This is a genomic window from Microbacterium marmarense, assembly GCF_037204165.1.
In the GTDB taxonomy this organism is placed as follows: domain Bacteria; phylum Actinomycetota; class Actinomycetes; order Actinomycetales; family Microbacteriaceae; genus Microbacterium; species Microbacterium marmarense.
Genome location: NZ_JBBDGL010000001.1, coordinates 1,109,150 through 1,133,900, shown reverse-complemented (window position 1 = coordinate 1,133,900; position 24,751 = coordinate 1,109,150). Strand labels below are relative to the sequence as shown.

22 protein-coding genes and 1 tRNA gene are annotated in these 24,751 nt (G+C 62.6%); 8 read left to right on the top strand and 15 right to left on the bottom strand.

Annotation, left to right across the window (positions count from 1 at the left end):
* Positions 1-116: 116 nt before the first annotated feature.
* The 3 genes from WDU96_RS05155 (at position 117) to WDU96_RS05145 (ending at position 3,461) form a co-directional block, all read left to right on the top strand.
* Positions 117-1,823, top strand: a complete 1,707-nt coding sequence (locus WDU96_RS05155) for an MDR family MFS transporter (RefSeq protein WP_337337407.1) — start codon at positions 117-119, stop codon at positions 1,821-1,823.
* A gap of 11 nt (positions 1,824-1,834) precedes the next feature.
* Positions 1,835-2,293 (top strand): MarR family winged helix-turn-helix transcriptional regulator, encoded by a 459-nt coding sequence (locus tag WDU96_RS05150; protein WP_337337406.1) that lies wholly within the window; start codon positions 1,835-1,837, stop codon positions 2,291-2,293.
* A 136-nt stretch (positions 2,294-2,429) separates the two neighbouring features.
* Positions 2,430-3,461: an NADP-dependent oxidoreductase gene (locus WDU96_RS05145; RefSeq protein WP_337337405.1), complete on the top strand. Its 1,032-nt coding sequence runs from the start codon at positions 2,430-2,432 to the stop codon at positions 3,459-3,461.
* A gap of 13 nt (positions 3,462-3,474) precedes the next feature.
* On the opposite strand, the gene WDU96_RS05140 is transcribed toward WDU96_RS05145, so the two are convergent.
* The gene (locus WDU96_RS05140; RefSeq protein WP_337337404.1) at positions 3,475-4,371 is read right to left on the bottom strand and encodes a LysR family transcriptional regulator ArgP; all 897 of its coding nucleotides are present in this window, start codon (positions 4,369-4,371) and stop codon (positions 3,475-3,477) included.
* A gap of 68 nt (positions 4,372-4,439) precedes the next feature.
* On the opposite strand from WDU96_RS05140, the gene WDU96_RS05135 reads away from it, so the two are divergent.
* Positions 4,440-5,099 (top strand): LysE/ArgO family amino acid transporter, encoded by a 660-nt coding sequence (locus WDU96_RS05135; protein ID WP_337337403.1) that lies wholly within the window; start codon positions 4,440-4,442, stop codon positions 5,097-5,099.
* A gap of 38 nt (positions 5,100-5,137) precedes the next feature.
* Here the strand turns inward: WDU96_RS05135 and WDU96_RS05130 are convergent, their stop codons facing one another.
* The 11 genes from WDU96_RS05130 to gabT all read right to left on the bottom strand — a co-directional run bounded on the left by WDU96_RS05130 (position 5,138) and on the right by gabT (position 15,163).
* On the bottom strand, positions 5,138-5,482 hold the full coding sequence (locus tag WDU96_RS05130) for an iron chaperone (RefSeq protein WP_337337402.1): 345 nt from the start codon (positions 5,480-5,482) through the stop codon (positions 5,138-5,140).
* A 99-nt stretch (positions 5,483-5,581) separates the two neighbouring features.
* Positions 5,582-6,271, bottom strand: a complete 690-nt coding sequence (rplA, locus tag WDU96_RS05125; RefSeq protein WP_337337401.1) for a 50S ribosomal protein L1 — start codon at positions 6,269-6,271, stop codon at positions 5,582-5,584.
* 14 nt (positions 6,272-6,285) lie between these two features.
* Complete coding sequence (gene rplK, locus WDU96_RS05120) at positions 6,286-6,717, bottom strand: 50S ribosomal protein L11 (RefSeq protein ID WP_337337400.1); 432 nt, start codon at positions 6,715-6,717, stop codon at positions 6,286-6,288.
* A 119-nt stretch (positions 6,718-6,836) separates the two neighbouring features.
* Entirely contained in the window at positions 6,837-7,865 is a 1,029-nt protein-coding gene (gene nusG / locus WDU96_RS05115; RefSeq protein ID WP_337337399.1) for a transcription termination/antitermination protein NusG, read from the bottom strand.
* An 82-nt stretch (positions 7,866-7,947) separates the two neighbouring features.
* Entirely contained in the window at positions 7,948-8,208 is a 261-nt protein-coding gene (gene secE, locus WDU96_RS05110) for a preprotein translocase subunit SecE (RefSeq protein ID WP_337337398.1), read from the bottom strand.
* Between the two features lie 92 nt (positions 8,209-8,300).
* Positions 8,301-8,373, bottom strand: a tRNA-Trp gene (locus WDU96_RS05105).
* Positions 8,374-8,557: 184 nt separating this feature from the next.
* Positions 8,558-9,919: an NAD-dependent succinate-semialdehyde dehydrogenase gene (locus WDU96_RS05100; protein WP_337337397.1), complete on the bottom strand. Its 1,362-nt coding sequence runs from the start codon at positions 9,917-9,919 to the stop codon at positions 8,558-8,560.
* A 40-nt stretch (positions 9,920-9,959) separates the two neighbouring features.
* On the bottom strand, positions 9,960-11,519 hold the full coding sequence (locus WDU96_RS05095) for an APC family permease (RefSeq protein WP_337337396.1): 1,560 nt from the start codon (positions 11,517-11,519) through the stop codon (positions 9,960-9,962).
* Positions 11,516-12,403, bottom strand: a complete 888-nt coding sequence (locus WDU96_RS05090; RefSeq protein WP_337337395.1) for a universal stress protein — start codon at positions 12,401-12,403, stop codon at positions 11,516-11,518. The genes WDU96_RS05095 and WDU96_RS05090 overlap by 4 nt, the downstream gene beginning before the upstream one ends.
* On the bottom strand, positions 12,400-13,761 hold the full coding sequence (locus WDU96_RS05085) for a flavin monoamine oxidase family protein (RefSeq protein WP_337337394.1): 1,362 nt from the start codon (positions 13,759-13,761) through the stop codon (positions 12,400-12,402). The genes WDU96_RS05090 and WDU96_RS05085 overlap by 4 nt, the downstream gene beginning before the upstream one ends.
* A gap of 43 nt (positions 13,762-13,804) precedes the next feature.
* Positions 13,805-15,163, bottom strand: a complete 1,359-nt coding sequence (gene gabT, locus WDU96_RS05080) for a 4-aminobutyrate--2-oxoglutarate transaminase (protein WP_337337393.1) — start codon at positions 15,161-15,163, stop codon at positions 13,805-13,807.
* A 110-nt stretch (positions 15,164-15,273) separates the two neighbouring features.
* On the opposite strand from gabT, the gene WDU96_RS05075 reads away from it, so the two are divergent.
* Positions 15,274-16,803, top strand: a complete 1,530-nt coding sequence (locus WDU96_RS05075) for a PucR family transcriptional regulator (protein WP_337337392.1) — start codon at positions 15,274-15,276, stop codon at positions 16,801-16,803.
* 47 nt (positions 16,804-16,850) lie between these two features.
* Positions 16,851-18,275 (top strand): NAD(P)/FAD-dependent oxidoreductase, encoded by a 1,425-nt coding sequence (locus WDU96_RS05070; RefSeq protein ID WP_337337391.1) that lies wholly within the window; start codon positions 16,851-16,853, stop codon positions 18,273-18,275.
* Positions 18,276-18,282: 7 nt separating this feature from the next.
* Here WDU96_RS05070 and WDU96_RS05065 read toward each other — a convergent pair whose 3' ends face one another.
* A complete protein-coding gene (locus WDU96_RS05065; protein ID WP_337337655.1) occupies positions 18,283-19,755 on the bottom strand; it encodes a helix-turn-helix domain-containing protein in 1,473 nt (490 codons plus the stop codon).
* Positions 19,756-19,912: 157 nt separating this feature from the next.
* On the opposite strand from WDU96_RS05065, the gene aceA reads away from it, so the two are divergent.
* Together aceA and aceB are read left to right on the top strand one after the other, a co-directional pair.
* Entirely contained in the window at positions 19,913-21,229 is a 1,317-nt protein-coding gene (gene aceA, locus WDU96_RS05060) for an isocitrate lyase (RefSeq protein ID WP_337337390.1), read from the top strand.
* 91 nt (positions 21,230-21,320) lie between these two features.
* Positions 21,321-22,979 carry a malate synthase A gene (gene aceB / locus WDU96_RS05055; RefSeq protein WP_337337389.1) on the top strand — a complete coding sequence of 553 codons (1,659 nt, stop codon included), beginning with the start codon at positions 21,321-21,323 and terminating at the stop codon, positions 22,977-22,979.
* Between the two features lie 81 nt (positions 22,980-23,060).
* Here the strand turns inward: aceB and WDU96_RS05050 are convergent, their stop codons facing one another.
* Both WDU96_RS05050 and WDU96_RS05045 read right to left on the bottom strand, forming a co-directional pair.
* Entirely contained in the window at positions 23,061-23,870 is an 810-nt protein-coding gene (locus tag WDU96_RS05050) for an ABC transporter permease (RefSeq protein WP_337337388.1), read from the bottom strand.
* Positions 23,867-24,730, bottom strand: coding sequence for an ABC transporter ATP-binding protein (locus tag WDU96_RS05045; RefSeq protein WP_337337387.1), 864 nt, complete (start codon positions 24,728-24,730; stop codon positions 23,867-23,869). Before WDU96_RS05045 ends, WDU96_RS05050 begins: the two co-directional genes overlap by 4 nt.
* Between the last annotated feature and the right edge of the window lie 21 nt (positions 24,731-24,751).

Sequence of the window (24,751 nt, the reverse complement as noted above, 5' to 3'; positions counted from 1 at the left end):
GCATACGCATTTAGTTGACACTGGTCAAAGATCTTCATATAGTTGACTCTTCTCAACTATTGACCTAGATCAACCATGTCGCGTCAATGCCGCCGCGCGCCACGCGAAGGATTTTCATGTCAGCATCCACCGGCAAAGCTCAAACCGCCGCCGCTCCCCCTGCAGACCCCGCTCACAAGCGCCGCGTTCTTCAGGCTCTTATCGGCCTGCTGCTCGGCATGTTCGTTTCGATGCTCGCATCGACAGTGGTCTCTTCCTCGCTGCCGGTGATCATTCACGATCTCGACGGCGACCAGGCGGCCTTCACCTGGGTGATCACAGCCACTCTTCTGACCACGGCTATCTCGACACCCATCTGGGGCAAACTCGCCGACCTTTTCAACCGCAAGATTCTCATCCAAACCGCCATCGTCATTTTCGTGCTGGCTACGGCGGCAGCAGGTTTCTCTCAGAGCACCGAGATGCTGATCGCCTTCCGCGCAGTGCAGGGCATTGGAGCAGGCGGGCTCGCAGCTCTCAGTCAGGTGATCCTGGCCGACATCATCAGCCCTCGCGAACGCGGACGATACATGGGGTTGTTCGGGGCAGTCATGGCGCTCGCGACGGTCGGCGGCCCGCTTCTCGGCGGCGTAATCACCGACACCTGGGGCTGGCGCTGGAACTTCTTCGTCGCGTTGCCCATCGCCGTCGTCGCGCTGATCATTCAGCAACGCACCCTTCATCTGCCCCCGCGCCCCAAGGTCAAGGCACGCATCGACTACCTCGGCATAGTGCTGCTCTCTACCTCGGTATCGCTCTTGCTGATCTGGATCACCAATGCTGGATCGACCTACGACTGGCTCGGCACTGAAACGCTCCTCATGGTGGGCGGCGCGATCCTCGGGGTGATCGCGTTCGTCATCACGGAGCTGCGCGCGAGTGAGCCGCTGATTCCACTCACGCTGTTTCGCAACCGCACCTTCACCCTGTCGGTACTCGCGTCGATCGCCACTGGCATCGCGATGTTCGGGTCGGCGGTGTTCCTCAGCCAGTACATGCAGATGGCGCGAGGAGCGACCCCCACTGAGGCTGGTCTGATGACGATCCCGATGATGGCTGGCTTGCTCATCGCGTCGACGGTGGTCGGTGGCATCGTCACGAAGTACGGGCATTGGAAGCCTTACCTCATTGCTGGCGCCGTGCTGCTCATCGCTGGGTCGTCGCTGCTCTCGACAATTCACTACGACACAAACTTCGCGCTGGTGTCGCTCTATATGTTCTTGCTCGGTTCCGGTGTCGGCATGACGATGCAAAACCTCGTGTTGGTGGTGCAGAACACGGCAAAGCCCGAAGAGATGGGTGTCGCCAGTTCAGGCGTCACGTTCTTTCGCAGCCTCGGCGGCACGATCGGCGTTTCGGTGATGGGCGCGGCACTGGCTTCGTCAGTCACCACGCTCACCGCCGCAGCAAGAGCGGACATCACTGCCGCCCTTGCTGCGCTGGGCGAGCAAGGTGCGGTGATCGCGGAGCAGCTTCAGTCTGGAACGCTCCCGCAGGTTTCGGCGTTGCCCGAAGGCATCCGCATCATCATTGAGGATATCTATGCTCAGTCCATCGCTCAGTCGTTCCTCATTGCGGTGCCGTTTGCCATTCTGAGCTTGATCGCGATCGCTCTGTTGCCAAATCACCCGCTCACGCGTATGACTACCAGTGAACGCGTCGTGGCGAACGAGGCCGATCTGGCAACAGTCTCTACGGCCCAAGGCATGGATGTGCTGCGAGCGACGGGTGACGATCGTGAATCCCGTTCACACGACTCTCGCACCGCGCACGACAACGGCTAGTGTCGACAGTCATGGACCCGATCGACAACCCCAGGGCGCGCACGGCTGCCGTGCGCGCCCTGGAGGCCGAATTCGGCGAGCTGATCTCTCGATTCCGGCGCGTGCTTTCTGAGAATGCCAACCGGGTGAGCCCTGGCATGCTGCCCGGCGCATACAAGGTTCTCACCACGATCGCACGCAAGGAACAGGTCACCCTCTCTCACTTGGCCGACTGCTTGATGGCCGACAAGGGGCAGATCAGCCGCGCGGTGCGTGAACTCGAGGCCTTGCAGCTCGTCACCCGCACGCCCGACCCCGAGGATGGGCGTTCCAGTCTGATCTCGCCCACCGCGTTCGGGCTGGAACGGTTGAGCGTCGCTCGCGCCCCCCAGGAAGGCGCACTCCTCAAGGCGCTCGACGCGTGGTCGCTCGCAGACATCGAGAATCTCTCTCGCATGTTGCACGCACTTAGCGCAGGCGAGACCCCGTAACTCGCCCGGCGATCGGGCACGACGTTCGCGACACGGTAGCACCCGCGTAACACGTGCGAGACATTGACAAGGTTGACTGCTCGTATCACCAAATCACGTGCGGTCGTCGCCGACCGCACACGCGGAAGGAGCCATCATGAGAGCGCGACCTCTGCGAACCGCCTCAGCGCCACGCCCCGACACCACCCCAGTCGGTGAAACGCCAGAAACCATGCGTGCCGCTGTCTTCGACACCCCCGGCGAATCGAGCGTTCTCCATATCGCTACGGTGCCTGTGCCGAGCCCGGTAATCAGCGAACTGCTCGTCCGAGTTCATGCTGCGGGAGTGAACCCGATCGATGCCAAGACTCGCGCTGGCCGCGGCGTGGCCCCAGCGATCGACTCGTTTCCTTCAACGATAGGTTTCGACTTCAGCGGCACCGTAGTGTCGTCGCCCTACGAATCGCACCCCTTCCCCCCGGGCACGGAGGTGTTCGGCATGACGCACTTTCCTCGCTCTGGCGGAACCTACGCCGAATATGTTGTCGTGCCGACGCTGTCTGTCGCACGCAAACCGGCAGCGCTGTCGCACGTTGAAGCGGCTGGCGTTCCCCTGGCGGCGCTGACGGCGTGGGGCCTTGTCGTTGAGACCGCGCGCGCGCATGAAGGTCAGCGCATACTCATTCACGCCGGCAGCGGAGGGGTGGGCCACTTCGCCGTGCAATTCGCAGCCTATTTCGGCGCGCACGTCACGGTCACCGGTTCAGACCACAACGCCTCGTGGCTCCGCGAGCTCGGAGCGTCCGTCGTCGTCGACTACAAAACGACACGATTTGAAGACGTTGTCGCCGATGTCGATGTCGTGATCGACCTGGTCGGCAACGTCAGTGATTCGACAAGCAGCCGCTCACTCACAGTGTTGCGCCCTGGGGGGCTTTACATCATCGTGCCAACCGGGTCTTGGCCCGAGTACGCCCACGCAGCGGATGAAGCTGGTGTGCGCGCAACCAGTTTCAAGGTGAGCCCCGACGGCGCCGCCCTTTCGACTATCGCGCGCCTGCTCGACTCGGGCTCGGTGCAGGTGTACATCGACCAGATCTTTGAACTTGAGGATGCTGCCGCTGCCCATCGTGCAGTTGAAGATGGGCACACGCGCGGCAAGATCGTTCTGCGCGTCGCCGAGGGCTGAGCGTCACGGGTTCTCAGACGCCGGGCCGCTCCAGCACCGTGGCGGCGGCCTCGGCGACGGTGTCAGCAATCGCGTCGAGCAGCTGCGATCGCAGATTCCACTGTTGCCAGTACAACGGCACATCAACCCACAGGTTGTCGAGCTTTACCAAGCTGCCGTCGTTGAGGCCTTCGGACGATTGAAAAACCGGCAGCAGACCCCAGCCCAGCCCCAACGACACGGCGCGCGCGAAGTCGTTCGATGCAGGCACATAGTGCCGCGGCGCAGTGCCCGCGCTCCCCCGGTCTCTGAGCCAGCGCGTTTGCAGATCGTCTCGTCGATCGAACTCGACCACGGGCGCGGCGTCGAGCGCTGTTGCGGTGGGGCCAGCGGGCAGCCATCGCTTCATGAATCCCACCGTAGCCACGGCGTCGTAGCGCATGACTCCGAGCGGCATCACCTTGCACCCCGACACCGGAGCGCGCCGCGAGGTGACCGCGCCCATCACGGTGCCCGATTCCAGCAGCGAAGCAGTGAAGTCTTGGTCGTCGCGGTGCAGATCGAACACGACAGGATGCTGCTCAGCCAGACGCGCCAGCGGCTGCAAGAACCACGTGCCTAGGGAATCAGCATTGACCGCGAGTGGGATGCTGACCCGTGCGGAATCGTCGCCGACGCCCATCTGAACCAGCGCATCGTGCTCGAGAAGGGCGATCTCACGAGCAAATCGAACTACGGCCGTGCCCGCCTCGGTCGTGCGTGCCGGCTTCGCTCGCACCAGCACGACCCGACCGAGCTGCGTCTCCAGCGCTTTGATGCGCTGACTGACCGCAGATGGGGTGACGTGCAGCCGTTTCGCCGCAGCGTCGAGCGTGCCTTCTTGAACGACCGCCAGAAGCGTCTCGGCGAGTTCCCGCGAAATGTTCATCATTAGCTAGAGTAATGCGTCCTTAGAATCATTAGCTGGTTTTACTAGCTATGCAGCCGTAGCTTCGTTCTGTGGCACTCACCTCGATACTTGCTGGCTTTACTCTCGGACTCTCGCTGATCATCGCGATCGGCGCGCAGAATCTGTTCATCCTGCGCCAGGGCGTTCACCGCCAGCACGTGGTGATGGTGGCGATCATATGCGCCGTGTCAGATGCGATTCTCATCGTGTTCGGCGTCGCAGGCCTTGGTTTTATCGTTGCGTCCGCGCCCTGGCTCATAACTGCAGTCCGCTGGGCGGGAGCCGGCTTCTTGTTCGGGTATGCGCTCCTCGCTGCTCGGCGCGCGTGGCATCCGCGCACGACCGGGCTTGACGTCTCGGCCGCACCGATAACTACGGCACAACCGTCGCAGACTGGCGCTGTCTTGACCGCAGCCAAGATGAAGGCATTGCCGGTCGCGCTCACGTGTCTCGCGCTCACCTGGCTCAATCCGCATGTCTATCTCGACACCGTGTTCTTGCTTGGCTCGGTGGCCAGCACGCATGGCGACCAGCGCTGGCTGTTCGCTTTGGGTGCGGTGATCGGCAGCGTCGTCTGGTTCAGCGCTTTGACCTTCGGCGCGCGTTACCTGAGTCGCTGGCTCGCAACACCACGGGCGTGGCGAATTCTCGATGTAGTGATCGCCGTGGTGATGACGGGCCTGGCGATCAGTCTGCTGATCTCGCACTAGCCCCGTGCGCGCTCGGCCGCCGAGCGCACGAGCGGGATTCAGCCGTCTATCTGCGCCCGTCGGGTGTGCACCATTGTGCGCACGGCCGCATCGGGAATGGGACTGTCCGGCTGGAAGCGCACGGTGCCCTTGTCGCGATCGAAGCCAACCAACTCATCTGCGGCCGCCGCGATGGCTTCGGGGCTGAACGGATACACGCCGATGTGCTTCGCGGTGCGCATCACAGAGATCAGTGACTTGCCTTTGTACACGAGGGCGGGCATTCCGTAGCCTTTTCCTTGCTCGACGTCAGGAACCAGATCCCGAGCGATGTCGTAGACGTGCTCGATCACCACACGATCATTCTCGGTTTGCTCGGCTAGATAGTCATCGACTGTTCCCATAGCGCCATCATGCCAGCAGTTCGGCGGCGACACCGCCGCCGGGCACAACGAGAAGGGCCCCACCCGGAGGTGAGGCCCTTCTTTGCGAATCAGTCAGACTCAGATGGAGTTGACGTCCAGCGGGATGCCCGGACCAAAGGTGGTTGAGACAACAGCCTTCTGGATGTAACGGCCCTTCGAGCTCGACGGCTTGAGACGCACGATCTCTTCGAGCGCCGCGAGAATGTTCTCGTCGAGCTGCTCGGCCGAGAACGATGCCTTGCCGACGATGAAGTGCACGTTCGCGTGCTTGTCAACACGGAACTCGATCTTTCCGCCCTTGATCTCCTCCACGGCCTTGGCCGGGTTGGGAGTCACGGTGCCGGTCTTCGGGTTCGGCATGAGACCACGGGGGCCCAGCACCTTACCGAGACGGCCAACCTGGCCCATGAGCTCAGGAGTTGACACGGCAGCGTCGAAGGACGTGTAGCCCTCTGACACCTTCTGGATGAGCTCAGCGCCGCCGACCTCGTCTGCGCCCGCGGCAATAGCAGCTTCAGCGGCCGGACCCGTTGCGAAAACGATGACGCGGGCCGTCTTGCCGGTACCGTGCGGCAGAATGACGGTGCCGCGCACCATCTGGTCAGCCTTGCGGGGGTCAACAGCGAGCTTCAGCGCGACCTCAACGGTTGAGTCGAACTTCGCTGAGCCGGTTTCCTTAGCCAGTGTGACGGCTTCGGTCGGCGTGTAGAACTTGTCTGCCTCGATCTTGGCAGCTGCGGCCTTAAAGGCCTTTGACTTGGTAGCCATGATGTTTATTCCCCTCAGTCCTCAACCGTGATGCCCATGGAACGGGCGGTGCCGGCGATGATCTTCGAGGCAGCCTCGATGTCATTTGCGTTCAGGTCGGGCTCTTTCGCTTCAGCGATTTCGCGAACCTGAGCCTTGGTGAGCTTGCCAACCTTGACCGTGTGAGGCGTGGAAGAACCCTTTGCAAGGCCAGCGGCCTTCTTGATGAGCTCTGCCGCCGGCGGGGTCTTGAGGACGAACGTGAAGCTGCGGTCCTCGTAGACAGTGATCTCTACGGGGATGACGTTGCCACGCTGTGCTTCGGTAGCCGCGTTGTACGCCTTGCAGAACTCCATGATGTTGACGCCGTGCTGACCAAGCGCCGGACCGATCGGCGGCGCGGGGTTTGCGGCACCAGCCTTGATCTGGAGTTTGATCAGGCCGGTCACCTTCTTCTTGGGTGCCATTTCCTTTTCCTTTCATCGAGCGAAACTGCGTCAGGCTGCGCCTCGACGAGTTCCGTTCTCCCGCACGCTCGGCATTTCCGAGCCGCGGTTTTCCCGGGTGGTCCCGGGAAGTCTTAGTGTCAGAGCTTTGTGACCTGGTCGAACGAGAGCTCGACCGGTGTCTCACGCTCGAAGAGCGAAACGAGAACCGTGAGCTTGCCGCTTTCGGGCTTGATCTCGCTGATCGTGCCGGGAAGACCCGCGAACGAGCCTTCTTTGATGGTGATCGTCTCGCCAACTTCGAAATCGACCTCGGCAGGGATGCTGCGCGCGACAGGCTGGTTGCCCTTCGCCGCACCAGCCTTGGCCGGAGCAACCTCTTTGATTTCGACGAGGCTCTTCAACATGTTGAATGCTTCTTCAAAGCGCAACGGCGTGGGGTTGTGAGCGTTGCCCACGAAGCCGGTGACACCGGGGGTGTGGCGCACGACCGACCAGGTGTCTTCGTTGAGTTCCATGCGCACGAGAACATATCCCGGAATGCGAACGCGCGTGACCATCTTGCGCTGGCCGTTCTTGATCTCGACGACGTCCTCCATGGGGACCTCGATCTGGTAGATGTCTTCTTCTACCTCGAGCGTTGACTTGCGCTGCTCGATGTTCGCCTTGACCTTGCGCTCAAAACCGGCGTAAGAGTGAATGACATACCACTTGCCCTCGAGTGCGCGCAGTTCTGCGCGGAACGCGTCGTAGGGGTCTTCTTCGCTGTCATCGTCAGAATCAGCTTCGGTGGCGTCTTCGTCACCGTTCACATCTGGTCCGTCGTAGGGCGCGACCTCGTCCGCGGCTTCAGCGGCATCTTCTTCTGCCTCTTCGGCAGCCGAGTCAGTCAGCACCTCAGCGGCGGCTTCGACCTCAGCGGTCTCGTCGATCTCAAGCGCGTCATTCACGATTGCGTCTGCTTCCGGGTCGTTCACTTCGACGTCATCCATTTCGGACTCGTTTGCGTCGTCGCCATCTTCGTCAACAATGTGAATTGCGACGTGCTCGGCCGACGTGCTTGCGCGCTCTTCTTGAGCGAGAACGTTGCCTTCTTGGGCTTCGTCATCTTCTGAGGACTGCTCTGCAGCGGTCGCCCAGTCGGCGTCGTCGACATATCTTTCAGACACTTGGGATTCTCTTCCGTTTCGTCGCGGGGTGTGATCCGACCGCGTCGCCACTTGGTGATTCAGGGATGTAGGTGATTCAGGATTAGGACGGGACGCCGAAGACGTACTGCGCCATCAATACGAACACGAAATCGAGTCCGTACACGATGGCCATCATGACGACAACAAAACCCAGTACGACTGCGGTGTACTTCAGGAGCTCTTGACGGGTCGGGGTGACGACCTTGCGAAGCTCGGCGAAGACCTGACGGATGAAAAGAGCAAAGCGCGCGAAGACGTTGGGCTTCTTCTCACGTGTGCCGCCTGAAGCGACGACTTCACCCTTCGGTTCGTCCTGAGCCATCGATGTCACCTGATTACTTTCCGCGCTTCGACATTCGCCGAACCACTGTGTTGTCAACCGCTGACACCGTACTGTCAACGTTTGCTGACGCGCAGGGCGGACAGGAATCGAACCTGCAACCTGCGGTTTTGGAGACCGCTGCTCTGCCAATTGAGCTACCGCCCTAGAAGCCCGGAAGCTTCGAGGCCCGCAAACTTCTGCCGCACTTTGTGAGAAGTGGAGTGCCACCCATTACAGGGCACGGCGAAAGAATGCAGATTTGTACTGCACGTTCAAGTGTACGGCATGCCCTCGCGGGCCGCGAACCAGGCCAGCGCGTGACGCGGTGCCGACCCGGTCGCGAACCGTCTCACATGGCGGTGCGAATGAGCTTCTTGTTGACGAACTCGTCAGCGGCGAGCAATCCCATCTCTCGCGAGGTGCCAGAGCGCTTGACTCCCCCGAAGGGGAGCGCAGGCTCGTCAGCGAGAACGCAGTTGATATAGACCATGCCCGCGTCGATCTGATCGGCCATGCGCGCCGCCTGCTCAGAATCGGTCGTGAAGATGTAAGAGCCCAAGCCGAAGCTCGTGTCGTTCGCAATCTCGACAGCCTCCTCTTCGCCAGCGACGCGGTACACAACGCCCACCGGACCGAAGAACTCTTCGCGGTAAGCGTCCATATCGCTGGTGACGTCGGTCAGCACCGTGCCAGGGTAGAAGGCACCGTCACGCACGCCGCCGGTCACGAGCGTCGCACCCTGCGCGACGGCGTTGTCTACCTGGGCCGCCAGGCGCTCTGCGGCGGCAAGCGACGAGAGGGGGCCGAGCACAGTGTCTTCAGCGAACGGGTCCCCGACCTTTGCCGCATCCATGGCCGCCGTGAACTTCTCGACGAAGCTTTCGTAGAGATCGTCGGCCACGATAAAACGCTTCGCGGCATTGCAGGATTGACCGTTGTTGTCGAGACGCGCATCGATGCCGGCTTGTACGGCAGCATCCAGATCATCGGTTGACAGCAAGATGAAGGGGTCGGATCCCCCGAGCTCGAGAGCAACCTTCTTCAAATGACGGCCAGCCAACTCGGCTACCGCCGACCCGGCACGCTCAGACCCGGTCACCGACACGCCCTGCACGCGCCGATCAGCGATGACCGTTGCGGCTTGCTCATTCGTAGCAAGAATGTTGACGTACACGCCTGCGAGCCCGGCGTCGTTGTAGATCTTCTCGATTGCTTCTGCCGACTCGGGGCACTGCGGAGCGTGCTTGAGCAGGATCGTGTTGCCCACGACGATGTTGGGAGCCGCAAAACGCGCGACCTGGTAGTAGGGAAAGTTCCACGGCATGATCCCGAGAAGCACACCAATCGGCGACCGTCTGATGATCGCATCACCATCACCCTCGATGTCGAGCGGCTGATCACCGGTGATCTTGTCGACGTGGTCGGCGTAGTACTCGGTGATATCAGCGGCGAAGTCGACTTCTCCGAGCGCCGCTTCTAGGGGCTTGCCCATCTCGCGCACGATGATGTCGGCGAGCTCTTCGCGCCGTTCACGGTGAAGTTCGGCGACCCGGCGGATTCCCGCAGCACGCTCGGCCGGCGACACGGTGCGCCACGTGCGATACGTCGAATCGGCTGTCTCGATGGCCTGTGCGAGCGCCTCGTCGGTGATCGTCGGGTAGGTGGACAGCGTCTCGCCGGTGGCGGGGTTGATGACGGCATAGTCAGTCATGAGTGTTCTCTCCGATCAGAAGGGTGGGTTAAGTCTGCCGCTATCGCTTCACGCGACGCAGGCTTGGCGGCGATTCCAGCGAAAGTGTCTCACCACGGAAGAATGCCGGACGCTTGATCGCCTGCCAGACCATGACGATCACTCCCAAGAGGATGACACCCATGCCGAGAATGAAGACGAGTCCGACACCACCGATGTTGGAGCCGCTGCCATAGTCAGGATCCATGCTGTCGACGAGCGTGATCGCGAACAAGGCTGCCAAGATCGCTCCGCCCAGAAGCGGAAACAGCAACGTGAAGAAGATGTTTCGCGTGCTGTCAAGCCATTGCTTGCGGAAGTACCAGACACAAGCGAACGCGGTGATCCCGTAGTAGAAGCAGATCATCATGCCCAGCGCTGTGATGGTGTCCCACAGCACGTTCTCGCTGATGAGCCGCATGACCGTGTAGAACGCCGATGCGACGATAGCCGACACGACCGTCGCGTAGCCGGGGGTGAAGAAGCGGGGGCTGATCTGCGCGAATTTCTTGGGGAGCGCGCCGTAGTGCCCCATGGCCAGCAAGGTGCGCGCTGGTCCGACGAAAGTGGATTGAAGCGAGGATGCTGAGCTGGTCAGCACCGCGAGTGACACCAGGAACGCCATTGGGCCGAGCACCGGTCCTGACAGGTAGAAGAAGACGTTGTCTTGAATGTCGGGGTTGCCGAGCCCCAGCCCTTCTGCTCCGGTGCCGGCGAACATCAGCAGAGACACCGCGATCAGAAGATAGAGCACAACGATGGTGATCACCGTCAGCGTGGCCGCCCTGCCGGGTGTCTTTTCGGGGTCTTTGGTTTCTTCGTTCATGGTGAGAGTGACATCCCACCCCCAGAAGATGAAGATCGACAGCGACAGACCCGCTACTACCGCTGTCACAGAGCCGACAGCGAAGGGATTGAACCACGAGAGTTCGGGAAGGCTGGCATCGAAGGCGTTGCCCTGCACGACTTGCACGAGCGCCGTGATCGAGAAGATCAGCAGCACCGCAACCTGAAAGGTCACGAGCACATACTGCAGCTTTTGCGTCGTCTGCATGTCGCGGTACGACACCAGGGTGGCCGCGAGCATGAACAGCAGACACACCGTGACGTTGATGAAAGGGTTGAAAGCCATCGCGGCGATTGTGCCGGGGCTGCCCGCAATCTGGTCGATGAGCAGGAACAGAAACTCGACCGCGATTCCGGCCAAGTTCGACAGCACCAAGATGGTGGCAGCAACCAGTCCCCATCCCGCCATCCATCCGATCCATGGGCCGAAAGCCCGCGACGCCCAGGTGAACGATGTGCCACTGTCGGGCATCACACGGTTGAGTTCCCGATAGCCGAAGGCCACCAGCAGCATCGGGATGAAGCCGACGAGAATAATAGCCGGCACCTGAAAACCGACTTCCGACACGGTAGGGCCAAGTGCAGCAGTGAGCGTGTACGCGGGCGCGATGCACGAGATGCCGATCACGACGGCACCAAGCAATCCGATCGTGCCGGCGCTCAGGCCCTTCTGCGAGAGTCCGCCCGTGGCTACCGGGTCTGTTTTCGGCGCTGACGCGGCTGAGGGAGCACTCATTGCTGCCCGCTTTCTGTGGAACGCGTACGCGGAACCACGACCATTGGTACCGGCAGCTCGTGCAGCATCTTCGCTGCCGTTGAGCCGAGGAAGAGTCGACGCGGCTGCGCCAAGCGGCTAGAGCCGACGACTGCGAGCTCGCCCGGCTCCCAGCCAAGGTGCGAGACGGCGTCTTCGATGCTGTCGCCGCGGGCGACGATGACTTCAGCGTCGATATCGTCGGGCAAGGCAGCCAACGCCTGCGTGAGCACGTCGTCGGCGTGTGCCGCCCCCGCGATACGGATGACGCCCGTGTTCACTGACGCGGGAAGGTCGACCGAGACCAGCGAAACCAAGCGCAATTCGGCGCTCGTCGCCACGGCGAGCGCAATGCTCTCCTGCAAGAGCGCGTCGGCGCCGGGTCGGGTTCCGACAGCCGCCGTGATCCTGGTGATACCTGCACCGGCCTCGGTGCGCCTCGCTCCCTCTGGTGCGAGCACCACTGGCACGTTCGACGAGTGCAGAAGCTCGTCGGCGACGGTGCCCAGCCGATGGCGACCGCGAAGACCGCCGTTCGCTGCGCCGACGACGATGTAAGACGCTTCAAAATCGGCCGCCGCTGTCACCAGGCCCTCGGCGAACGAATCTGCGTATCGCACGTGTGTGCGCGTCTTGACACCCTCGGGCACCTGTTCTGCCGCCTGACTCAGCCACGCCGAAGCCTGGTCACGCAGGTAGCGGTCGTAGGCGGCATCTGGCGGCGTGATCACGCTGCGGCCATCGGCTGGCAGCACGACGACAACGTCAACCGCGCTCGCAGACGCGTGAGCCAAACGTGCAGCCAGCGCTACCGCGTCAGCCCCGGCACTGGTCGCCGTATAGCCGACGACGATACGGGCGGTCACGAATGCGCCGCCGCGACGATGTTCGCCGCGACCAGTCGGCCCATGCGAATGGCGCCGTCGACGTGCTGGTAACCAGCACCGGCCATGTCACTGCAGGCGAAGTGGATGGGTCCCACCGGCGTGCGCAGATCGGCTCCGTACCGAGCAAGCCCGCCCAAGTCGAAGCTCGCCGCGTACGCTCCGCGAGTCCACTCTTCGGCGCCCCAGTCGCTCTCGAAGTACACCAGCGGCTCTTTCGCCTGCGGTCCGTAGTAGTTGGCCAGCGACAAGAGAATCCGCTCTTTGCGCTCCTCAGCCGACACGCGAAAAAGGTCGTCGGCATTTCGATCCGACACGAACCCCACCAGCGTGCCGCGCTCGTCGCCGTGGTTGGTGTTGTCGTACGCTTCGTGCGCAATCTCGTAGGGGCTGAAGGCGGTGCCCGAAAGTCCGTCTTCTCGCCAGAACGGCCGGTCGTACACCGCGTGAACCTTGATCACAAAGCCCATCGAGATGTGCTGGTGCATCTGCTGCTTGAGTCGCGGCAGCGGCGGGGCGAAGTCGATCCAGGGATACAAGATCGGCGCATGCGCAAGAATCGCAAAGCGCGCGTGCACGGTCATATCTCCGTCTGTGATGACAGTCACCCCGTCTGCGTGCCATTGCACCGTGTGCACGGGTTGCCCGAGAAACACGTCATCGCCCAGCCGTTCCGCGAGCAGCAGCGGCACCTGCTGAAGTCCACCCACGACTCGCTCGTCGAGAATGTAGTCGGCGTCGACGAGGTTCGAGAAGCTTCCCGCACTTGCCGCCATCAGCAGCGCCTGCAGGGCGGAGAACGCATACGCGGGCTTGGTCAGCATCGCCCCGGCGATGAAAAGCGCGATGTTGTCACGCGCTTCTTGGTCTTGAGTCTGTTCTTCTAGCCAAGCTTCGAATGAGATGCGGTCGAGCGCCTCTGCATCAGGGTGTTCCCAAGGCTTGTCTGGATCGATGAGTGCCACCATTGCGTCGAGCTTTTCGATGAGTCGAACCAGCTCCTTCTCGGTCGCCTCGGGCACCGGAAAGATCTCTCCCGTAAACCGGGTGAGCTCACCGCTCGCATTGACGTACACCGAGTCGCCCTCGCGGTAGCGGCGATAGGTTTCGAGCCCGAGCTCTTCGATCGTCTCTTTGAGCGCTTCTTGATCGGGCGACACCCACTGGCCCCCGATTTCGAGCATGGCTCCGTCGACGACGTCAGTCCATAGCCTGCCGCCCACGCGGTCTCGCGCTTCTAGAACAGCAACCGATAGACCGGCCTTCTTCAGCTCGTTCGCTGCGGTAGTTCCGGCGGCGCCGGCCCCAACGATGACAACGTCTCTCGTGATCTCAGTCATCTCACTCCTCTGTAATGGTGTGGGCGCGCCGATGGCGGCCAGGTCACGCTGCGGCGAGAGCTGCCGCGACGACGTCGAGGCCCTCGTTGAGCAGACCGTCAGGGATCGAAAGCGGCGGCAGAAAGCGAATGACGTTTCCGTAGGTGCCGCATGTGAGCACGATCACACCTTCCGCGATGCACGCCTTCGCAACGGCTGCGGTGAGCGCAGCATCCGGATCACCGGTGTTTGGATCCACAAACTCGGCGGCGATCATCGCGCCGTGGCCGCGGATGTCTCCGATGCGCGCGTCTCGAGACTGCATGTCTGACAGTCGCGAGATCAGGATGCTGCCGATGTCGCGTGCGCGCTCGATGACCCCGTCGTTCTCGAAAACGTCAATCGCGGCGATTGCTGCCGCACAGGCGATCGGGTTTCCGCCGTAGGTGCCACCGAGACCGCCGGCGTGCGAGGCGTCCATGATCTCGCTGCGACCGGTCACCGCGGCGAGGGGAAGCCCACCCGCGATGCCCTTTGCCGTGGTGATGAGATCGGGAACGATGCCAAAGATCTCACTGGCGAACATGGCGCCGGTGCGGGCAAAGCCGGTTTGGATCTCGTCAGCGATGAAGACGACGTTGTTCGCGCGCGCCCACTCGACAAGTGCCGCAAGAAAGCCCGCTGCGGGGACGATGAAGCCGCCCTCCCCCTGGATGGGTTCGATGATGATCGCGGCGAGGTTGTCGGCGCCTACCTGCTTCTCGATGATCGAGATAGCGTTCTTTGCGGCAGCTTCGCCGCTGAGGCCGTCGCGATAGGGATACGACATCGGCGCGCGGTAGATCTCAGAGGCGAACGGGCCGAAGCCGCTCTTGTAGGGCATCGACTTTGCGGTGAGACCCATCGTGAGGTTGGTGCGTCCGTGATAGCCGTGGTCGAATGCGACCACGGCCTGCTTCTTGGTGAATTTGCGGGCGACCTTGATGGCGTTCTCGACGGCTTCCGCCCCCGAGTTGAACAGCGCGCTCTTCTTTTCGTGGTCGCCGGGAGTGATGCGGTTGAGCGCTTCGGCAACGTCGACATACGACTCGTAGGGCGCAACCATGAAGCAGGTGTGGGTGAATTGGGCGACCTGTTCTTGCACCACTGCGACAACCTTGGGGTGCGCGTTGCCAATGCTGGTGACCGCGATACCCGAGCCGAGGTCGATCAGCGAGTTGCCGTCGGCGTCGACGATGACTCCCCCACCCGCGGCGACCGTGTGCACGGCGGCTGTGTGTCCGACTCCGGCTGCCACGGCGGCGGCTTTGCGGGCGATCAGCTCCTGCGAGCGAGGGCCCGGAATGCTGGTGACGAGGCGACGCTCCTGCGGAAGAGTCGGGCCGCCGAGGGGAACGTGAGTGAGGGTGTCGGTTGCGCTCATAGTGGCGAGCGTAGGGCGCTCAACCCGCGCAATGCACCTGCCCTCATGTACATTGTGCATACCTTCTTGTACCGCTCGTACACGAAGCCCGCAGCGCATTCAGGAGCACCATGGCCGCCGCCCCCGAAACCCCCACCCTTCGCGCTCTGCTTGGCCGCGCCGATCTTCAGCTGACGCTCGATGGCGAAAGCGCTCGGCACAATCGGCTGCTTGACCGCGCCGTGCGATGGGTGCACAACTCAGACCTCGCAGACCCCACTCCGTTCTTGTCAGAGGGAGTCGTGCTGCTCACTACGGGCACGCAGTTCGCCGAGGGCGTCGACAGCGACGCGGACGTTCACGCGTACGTGTCGCGGCTTAAAGAACGCGGGGTCGTCGGGCTGGGTTTCGGCACTGAAGTGGTGCGCGACGGCATCCCTCCGCAACTGATCGATGCGTGCCGCGCGACGCAAACACCACTGTTCGAGGTGCCGTACCGCACCCCCTTCATCGCAGTTGCGCGCGCGAACGCCGAGGCTATTGCCGCGGCTTCGTATGCACGCAGAAGTTGGGCATTGGCTGCACAGCGCGCCATTGCCCTCGCTGCCCTCAGGGCCGACGGCCTCGGCGCCACCGTGGCAGAGCTTGCCCGCCAGCTCGACACGTGGGTGGGATTGTTCGACGCTGCGGGAGAGCTTTCTCGCGAGCACCCTGCCGGCGGGCTTGCCGCGACCACGGCTGACTCACTTCGGTCCGAGGTGATCGCTGTGCTGCACCGCGGGGCCCGAGCGGGGTCATCGTTGCCAATCGGCGACACCGCTTTCTCGCTGCAGACGCTCGGGCGGGGTGGGCATCTGCGTGGCGTGATCGCGATCGCCGCAGGTGACCTCGACCAAGAAGGACGCCGGCTCGTGACATCGGTTATCGCGATGGCTGGGCTGGCTCTTGAACAGCAGCAGGGCCTCAGCAAAGCGCGCAACTCGCTGCGGGCAGGGCTCGCTCAATCTCTGCTTGGCGATGACCCGTCTCTCGCTCGACGAATCTCAAAAGACCTGTGGGGCCCGCTGCCGGCCGCGCCCGTGGTTGTCGCCATCACCGATCTTGCCTCAGCCCGCGTCGATGCCGTCTCTGAGCGACTGGAGTTGCGTGCAGAAGAGCGCCGCGGATCGGTGTTCTTCGGACGCACCGATGACGGACTCGTCGTGGTCGTTCCCGCCGATGACCGCTCACCCATCGTCGAGGTCGCAGAGCTCTTCAGCCTCCGCGTCGGCGTATCCGAGCCGACCACCTACGAGCGCGTTTCGTCGGCGATCGGGCAGGCGCTTCTGGCACGCGATCGCGGTTTGACCGGCGTGAGCAACTTCGCCGACGTCGCTCACGGCGGAGTATTCTCAGCGCTCACCGATGATGCGCGCACCCTCGCCTTGGCTGAGCTCGCGCCGTTGAGCGAGTACGACGCTGAGAATGGCACCGAACTGGTCGTCATGTTGCGCACCTGGCTAGACAACGATTGCTCGCACGAGGCTTCAGCGCGCGCCCTCGGCGTTCACCGCCACACCGTACGCACGCGCTTGGCGCTCGCCGAGAAGCTGCTCGGGCGCGACCTGTCGTCGTTTGCGATTCGCGCCGAACTCTGGGCGTCGCTCCGCGTCGCGCAATAGCCAGACACGCTGACTCTTTCGTTCCCAATTCACGACAGCTTGGCGTCGTGGCGCCTGCCGCACTGCGAGAAGATGATCAGGTGAGTGAAGACAGCGCGACAGTGAACGGCGACGTCTCATGGTGGTGGCGCGATCTGGGTGGTTTGCCGACGGTGCGAGCAGCCCTACCGGGATCGATTGACGTTGATGTAGCCATTGTCGGGGGCGGTTACACCGGACTGTGGACGGCGTACTACTTGAAGAAAGCTCAGCCAGATCTGCGTGTTGCGGTGCTCGAGCAGCGCTTCGCGGGTTTCGGGGCGTCAGGACGCAATGGGGGGTGGCTGACCAACTCGGTGACCGGAGGCCGCGCCACCTACGTCGCCACACATGGCCGCGATGCGGCGATCGCTCAGCAGCGTGCACTCAACGACGCGGTCGACGAAGTGATCGCCGTCACCTCGCGCGAGGGCATCGATGCCGACATCATCAAAGGCGGTGAGTTCGAGGTGGCCCGCACACCAGCGCAGCTGGCCAGGTTGCAGACCTCTGCCGCGGGCGAACAGACGTGGCCCCACACAGACGTCGAACTATTGGATGCTGCTGGTGCCGCTGAAAGAATCGCTGTTGACGGCGCGCTGGGCGCGACGTGGCACCCTCATTGCGCGCGCGTGCACCCCGCCAAGCTGGTGAGCGGCCTTGCCTCTGCGGTTGAACGCCTAGGGGTGGCGATCTACGAGAACACTCGGGTGTCAGCGATCGCCCCTGGGCGCGCGATCACCGACCGCGGAACAGTGCGAGCAACGCACGTACTGCGCGCAACCGAGGGCTTCACCCCCGATCTGAAGGGCGAGCACCGCACGTGGTTGCCGATGAACTCGTCGATGATCGCGACCGCTCCCCTGCCTGCGTCCGCGTGGAATGCGATCGGCTGGGATGGTCGCGAAACGCTCGGCGATTTCGCGCACGTCTATATGTACGCCCAGCGCACTGCCGACGATCGCATCGCCTTCGGCGGTAGAGGGGTGCCATACCGCTACGGGTCGCGTGTCGACACCGACGGAACAACCCAGCAACGCACGATCGCGTCGCTCACCGCGCTGCTCCATAGCTTCTTTCCCATCGCGGCAGACGTGCCGATCGACCATGCATGGGCGGGAGTGCTCGGCGTGCCAAGAGACTGGGCGGCGTCCGTCGGGCTGAACCACACGACCGGATTGGGCTGGGCGGGCGGCTATGTCGGCACGGGAGTGACAGCAACCAACCTTGCCGGGCGCACGTTGGCCGATCTTGTTCTCGGCCACGACACCGAACTCGTTCGCCTGCCGTGGGTAGATCATCGGGCGAAACTGTGGGAAGCCGAGCCCCTGCGCTGGCTCGCGGTGAATGCGATCTACACCGCCTATCACGCCGCCGATCGCGCGGAATCTCGCACCTCGTCGACGCGCACCGCGTGGCCGGCAAACGTCGCGGCTTGGGTGGCTGGTCGCTGACGGGGTATCAGGCTGGTGCGTGAGCTTGGAGGAACTCATACACGTCGGTCGTGTCAACCCCCGGGAAGGCGCCGGTCGGCAGCGTAGCGAGAAGCGTGCGCGGTGTGCGAACGTTCGGCCAAGAGTGCTCACGCCACGCCAGCTCAAGGTCTGCCGGAGCTCGACGGCAGCACGTCTCGACAGAGTGCTTCGAAACCCCACGGTTTGTCGTGTCTCGCCCTAGGAACCACTTGGTGTCGTCGAATCGCACGCCGACACTGACCGAGTGTGCTCCCTCGCTGGAAAGCTCGACTCGCGCTGTGCACCAATACGTTCCGTTGCCGGTGTCGGTGTATTGGTAATACGGGTTGAAGTGATCGTCCACATCGAACACCACGCGCGACGTCCACTTGCGACAGCACATCTGTCCTTCGATGGCGCCCAGACGGTCCGTCGGAAAGTTCACGTCGTCGTTCTCGTAGGCCTTCGTGATCGTGCCCGACTCATGGACCTTGAGAAAGTGCACGGGAATGTCGAGGTGGCGGGTCGCGAGGTTCGTGAAGCGGTGCGCTGCGGTCTCGTACGAAACCGAATACGCGTCGCGAAGGTCTTCAATCGAGATGGCACGGTCGTTCTTGGCCGCCACCAGCGAAGGCACCACGTGTGCTTCAGGAATCATCAGCGCACCCGTGAGGTAGTTCGTCTCGACTCGCTGGCGCAGGAACTCCGCGTAGCTCTTGGGCTCCTGATGCCCGAGAATGCGACTCGAGAGCGATTGCAGCACCGCCGTGCGCGGGTCGCCCTTCGTGGCCAGCCTGCTCGACAGATAGAGTCGACCGTTCTTGATATCTGCAACACTGCGAGTCGTCTGCGGCAGATCTGGCACGTAGTGCAGCGTGAAACCAAGATGCGCCGCGATGTCGCTCGCCGTGCGCTGGGTCAGCGGGCCGCCCGGGTGATCGACGGCGTCCAACACCCGTCTTGCGTGCTGCTCAAGGTCTTCAAAGTAGTTGCTCTGCGTGCGCATCAGCTTGCGCAGCGCCACGTTGGCACGGCGAGCCTCTTCGGGGGTGGCCGCGCGTTCATCACGAAGCCGCTCGATCTCTCCCTGCAACGACAGCATTGCTTTCAACGCATCGGTGGGAACCGACTTGGCGATGCGAAACGGGTCGATGCCGAGCGCTTTGAATGTCTGGCCGCGCATTGCGCGTTCGAGCGCGATCTCGAGTGTCGCTCGCTCGTCCAGGGGCTCCGATTCCAAGAGGGCATCCAGAGACGATCCCAAGGCACGCGCAATGGCCTGCAACAGCGTGAGCTTCGGTTCGCGCTTGCCGTTCTCGATCATCGAGAGCTGGCTGGGAACGCGATCAACCGCCGCGGCGAGTTCGTCAAGCGTCATGCCGCGGTCGGTGCGCAATTGTCGGATCCGTCGGCCGATTGTTAGTGAGTCCACCTCATCATCGTCGGGCAGATCAGCGACCGATTCACGGCCCGAAGTCATCGTCATACCGCGATTCTGTCACGAAACGAGAATTTTTGACAAACTTCACACCTAAATCCGTCGGGGAACCGCACGAAGTTCACTGCAGAGTGGAGGTACGACAACAGCAGAGGCCGAAAGCCGAAGCATCCAACTGATCCAACGCAGGAGAACCGCCATGACGATCCAAGCCACCCCCGGCCAGCCGCCGCTTCGTGCAGGCGACCAGACGCAGACCGCTGCCGAGCTTCAGGAGATCTGGGATACCGATCCTCGCTGGCAGGGCATCGAGCGCACCTTCTCGGCAGAAGACGTCGTCGCACTGCGCGGATCCGTTCGTGAAGAGTCGACGCTCGCGCAGCGTGGCGCCGAGAACCTTTGGAACCTGTTGCACACGGAGGACTACATCCGTGCACTCGGCGCATACACCGGCGGTCAGGCAGTGCAACAGATTCGTGCGGGACTGAAAGCCATCTACCTGTCGGGATGGCAAGTAGCTGCCGATGGCAATCTCGCCGGCCAGACCTACCCCGACCAGAGCCTCTACCCCGCCAACTCGGTGCCGGCCGTGGTGCGACGGATCAACAACGCGCTGATCCGCCAAGACCAGCTCGAGCACGCCGAGGGCGAAATCACTCAGGACTGGTTGGCCCCGATCGTCGCTGACGCCGAGGCTGGCTTCGGCGGTCCGCTGAACGCCTACGAGCTCGCTCAGTCACTGATTTCTTCGGGTGCCGCAGGCATCCACTGGGAAGACCAGCTCGCGAGCGAGAAGAAGTGTGGCCACTTGGGCGGAAAGGTGCTTGTTCCCACGCAGCAGCACATCCGCACCTTGAACGCCGCTCGGCTCGCCGCCGACGTTGCCGGCGTGCCGACGGTCATCATTGCGCGAACCGATGCGCTGGCTGCCGATCTGCTCACGAGTGATGTCGACGAGCGCGACCAGCAGTTCACCACCGGCGAGCGCACGAGCGAGGGCTTCTATCGCGTCAACCCCGGTCTCGACGCAGTGATCAGCCGCGGGATGGCATTCGCGCCCTACGCTGACCTCATCTGGGTCGAGACGGGCGAGCCTGACATTGAACTTGCTCGCGAGTTCGCCAAGGCGATTCACGCGAAGTACCCGGGCAAGCTGCTCGCGTACAACTGCTCGCCCAGCTTCAACTGGAAGCGTCACCTCAACGACGCACAGATCGCTACCTTCCAACAAGAACTCGCCGACCTGGGCTACAAGTTCCAGTTCATCACCCTCGCGGGCTTCCACGCGTTGAACTACTCCATGTTCGACCTTGCCCGCGGCTACGCCGATCGCGCTATGAGCGCCTACGTCGAGCTGCAAGAAGCTGAGTTCGATGCCGAGAAGGACGGTTACACCGCTACCAAGCACCAGCGCGAAGCGGGCACCGGCTACTTCGATCGCGTCTCTACCGCGCTCAACCCTGACAGCGCCACCCTCGCCCTGGTCGGTTCGACCGAGGCGCAGCAATTCCACTGATCAAGTGTTCGAATGCTGCGGCTCCCCCATCCGGGTGGCCGCAGCATCCCGCCAGATATTTCGTACGACCCACACAGATAAGGACAGGGCAATGACTCCGACCGCTACGGGCATCGCGCCCGAGACGAACTCCATCCCGACGACGACCACCGCGAGCATCCAGATTCTGGGTGAAATGCGTCCTCGCTATGACGAGATCCTCACACCCGAGGCCGTCGCTTTTCTCGCCGCGCTGCACCACCGCTTCTCGGGGCGCCGCCACGACCGGCTCGCCGATCGCATGCGGCGCCGCTACGAAATCGGAAACGGGCACGACCCGCGCTTTCGCGACGACACCGCTCACATTCGCGAGGATGCCGAATGGCAGGTCGCCGGAGCGGGCCCCGGCCTCGAAGACCGTCGTGTCGAGATCACCGGCCCCACCGATCCCAAGATGACCATCAACGCGCTCAACTCGGGTGCGAAGGTATGGCTCGCCGACCAGGAAGATGCCACAAGCCCGACCTGGAAGAACGTGATCGAAGGCCAACTGTCGTTGCGCGATGCGATCCGCGGCGAACTGTCGTTCACGAGCCCCGAAGGCAAGACCTACGAAGTCACCGCCGAAGAAACTCCGACGATCGTGATGCGCCCGCGTGGATGGCACCTGACCGAGAAGCACCTGCGGTTCACCGACCGCTCGGGGCGCGAGATGGCGGCCTCGGGTTCGCTGATCGATTTCGGGCTGTACTTCTTTCACAACGCGAAGCAGCTCATCGAGAATGGTCGCGGGCCCTACTTTTACATCGCCAAGCTCGAGAGCGCTGAAGAAGCCAAGCTCTGGGACGACGTGTTCACCTTCGCAGAGAACTACGTCGGCATTACCCACGGCACGGTGCGGGCGACAGTTCTCATCGAGACCCTGCCGGCAGCCTTCGAGATGGACGAGATCCTGTTCGAGCTGCGCGATCACTGTGCGGGTCTGAACGCGGGACGCTGGGACTACATCTTCTCGATCATCAAGAACTACCGCGGCCGCGGTGCACGCTTCGTGCTCCCTGACCGCAGCGAAGTGACGATGACCGTTCCGTTCATGCGCTCGTACACCGAGCTTCTCGTGAAGACCTGCCACAAGCGGGGGGCATTCGCGATCGGCGGCATGAGCGCGTTCATTCCGAATCGTCGTGATCCTGAGGTGACTGCGCGTGCCTTCGAGAAAGTGTCTGCCGACAAGAACCGCGAGGCTGGCATGGGCTTTGACGGCACCTGGGTAGCGCACCCTGATCTGATTCCCGCCGCAATGGCAGAGTTCGATGCGGTGCTGGGCGACAAGCCGAACCAGGTCGATCGTCAGCGTGACGATGTTGAGGTCACGGCAGCCGATCTGCTCGACGTGCACATCGGTCGCCCGATCACTGCGCAGGGCGTTCACGACAACGTGTCGGTGGCGATCCGCTACATCGAGGCCTGGTTGCGTGGACTCGGTGCCGTTGCGCTCGACAACCTGATGGAAGATGCCGCCACCGCTGAGATCTCGCGATCGCAAGTGTGGCAGTGGATCCACCAGGATCAGCGAACAGCTGATGGCGCACTGATCACTCGCGAATACGTCGAAGGGCTCATCACACGGGTGCTCGGCGAAGTCGATCGTCGCGAGGGTGACCGATTCGATGACGCGGCGGCAATCTTTCGCGAAGTCGCTCTGGGCAGCGAGTTCCCCGCGTTCTTGACCCTGTCGGCCTACGCCAACTACCTGACCGAAGCCGACTAGTTGCAGCTAGCCAGCAGCGCGCCGCGTCTCTGCCACAACGCAGAGTCGCGGCGCGCTGTGGTGCGCAACGGCCAAGCACGTCTAGCCGCTGCGGCGATTCCAGCGGAACGTAAGCAGGCTCAAGACCGCCCCGACCACGAGCCAGATCAAGAGAGCGACAGCCACCCAGCCGAGCTCCCATGCCCCAGCAGGCTCGAGGGTGGCAAAGTCCTCTGGCAGAAACACCGCGCGCATGCCCCGCGCCATCCACACCAGCGGGAACAGGCTGGCGAGATTCTGCAACCAGTCGGGCAGCAGCCAGAAGAAGAGATAAACCCCTGAAGTGAACTGAAGAATCAGCGCCACCGGCACGACAACGGCGACGGCGCTCTTTCCGGTACGGGGAACGGCTGACATCGCGATCCCCAGCAAAGCTGAGGTCAAGATGCCGAGCACGAACACCCATGCGAAGGTGGTCCACGACTCGAGCGACGTGGGCAATTCAACGCCGAAACCAAACGCGGCCACCAGCAACAGCAACGTTGCCTGCACGATTCCGGTCGCAAACACCTGACCAAACTTGCCGAGGAAGTAGCTCAGCGGCGACAACGGCGTGCCGCCAAGCCGCTTGAGGGTTCCATCAGATCGCTCCATAGCGATGTCGGTCGCGAGGTTCTGAAAACCAGAGAGCAGCAGGCCTGCGGCAAGCATTCCCGGCAGATAGAGCTGAGCTGCAGACAGCGCCTCTACCTCAGGCCCTACGACGAGATCTCCGTCGGCGCCAAAGATAGAACTGAACAGGGCGAGCATCATCACAGGGAAGAAGAAGGTGAACAGCAGCGTGTCGGGCGCCCGAAAGTAGCCGCGAACTTCGTAGCCGACTCGCGACGCGCCCAGCGCCAACACGCTCATCGACGGGCCTCCGCTTCTGCAGATTCTTCGATCATCGATAGGTAGATCTCTTCAAGACCAGGCCTGCGAATCTCGAGGCCTTCAGGCTCGGCACCCAGCCGAACCGCAAGCGCATTCGCAAATTCGAGGGGTGTCGCCGTGGTTTCAATGCGCTCTTCCCCCGCATCAAGCCAGCGCACGCGTGGAGTTCGCGCTCCTTCGCCGCCGAACGAGTCGATCGGACCGATAGCGTGAACGACACCTGCCGCGATGACCGCGACGCGGTCTGCCAGCTGAGCGGCTTCGTCGAGATAGTGGGTGGTCAGCACGATCGTCGTGCCTTCCGACTGCAGCCCGCGAATGAGTTGCCAGAACTCCCTGCGGGCGTGCGGGTCGAACCCGGTCGTGGGCTCATCGAGAAAAAGCACTTCAGGTCGCCCGATAATTCCGAGCGCGACATCGACGCGACGCTGCTGCCCTCCCGACAGACGCGAGATGCGGGTGCGGGCCTGCTGTTCGAGGCCGACCGAGGTGATCACCTCTTCAACCTCACGCGGATTCGGGTAGTAGCGGCTGAACTGTTGCAGCTGCTCCCGCACGGTGTAGGCGCCAGCTTGCCCCGTTGACTGCAGCACGATGCCGAGTTTCGCCTTCCACGACAGGCTTCCAGAATCCGGATCGGTGCCCAGCACACTCACGGTGCCACCCGATCGAGAGCGGTAGCCCTCGAGGATCTCAACGGTCGTGGACTTTCCTGCTCCATTCGGGCCGAGCAGGGCAAACGTCTCACCCCGCTGAATGTCGAACGATACGTCACGCAGCACTTCGCGTTCACCGTACGACTTACGAAGGTTTCGCACGTGGATCGCTGCCGTATTCATAAGCCCAGTCTCGTGGGTGCT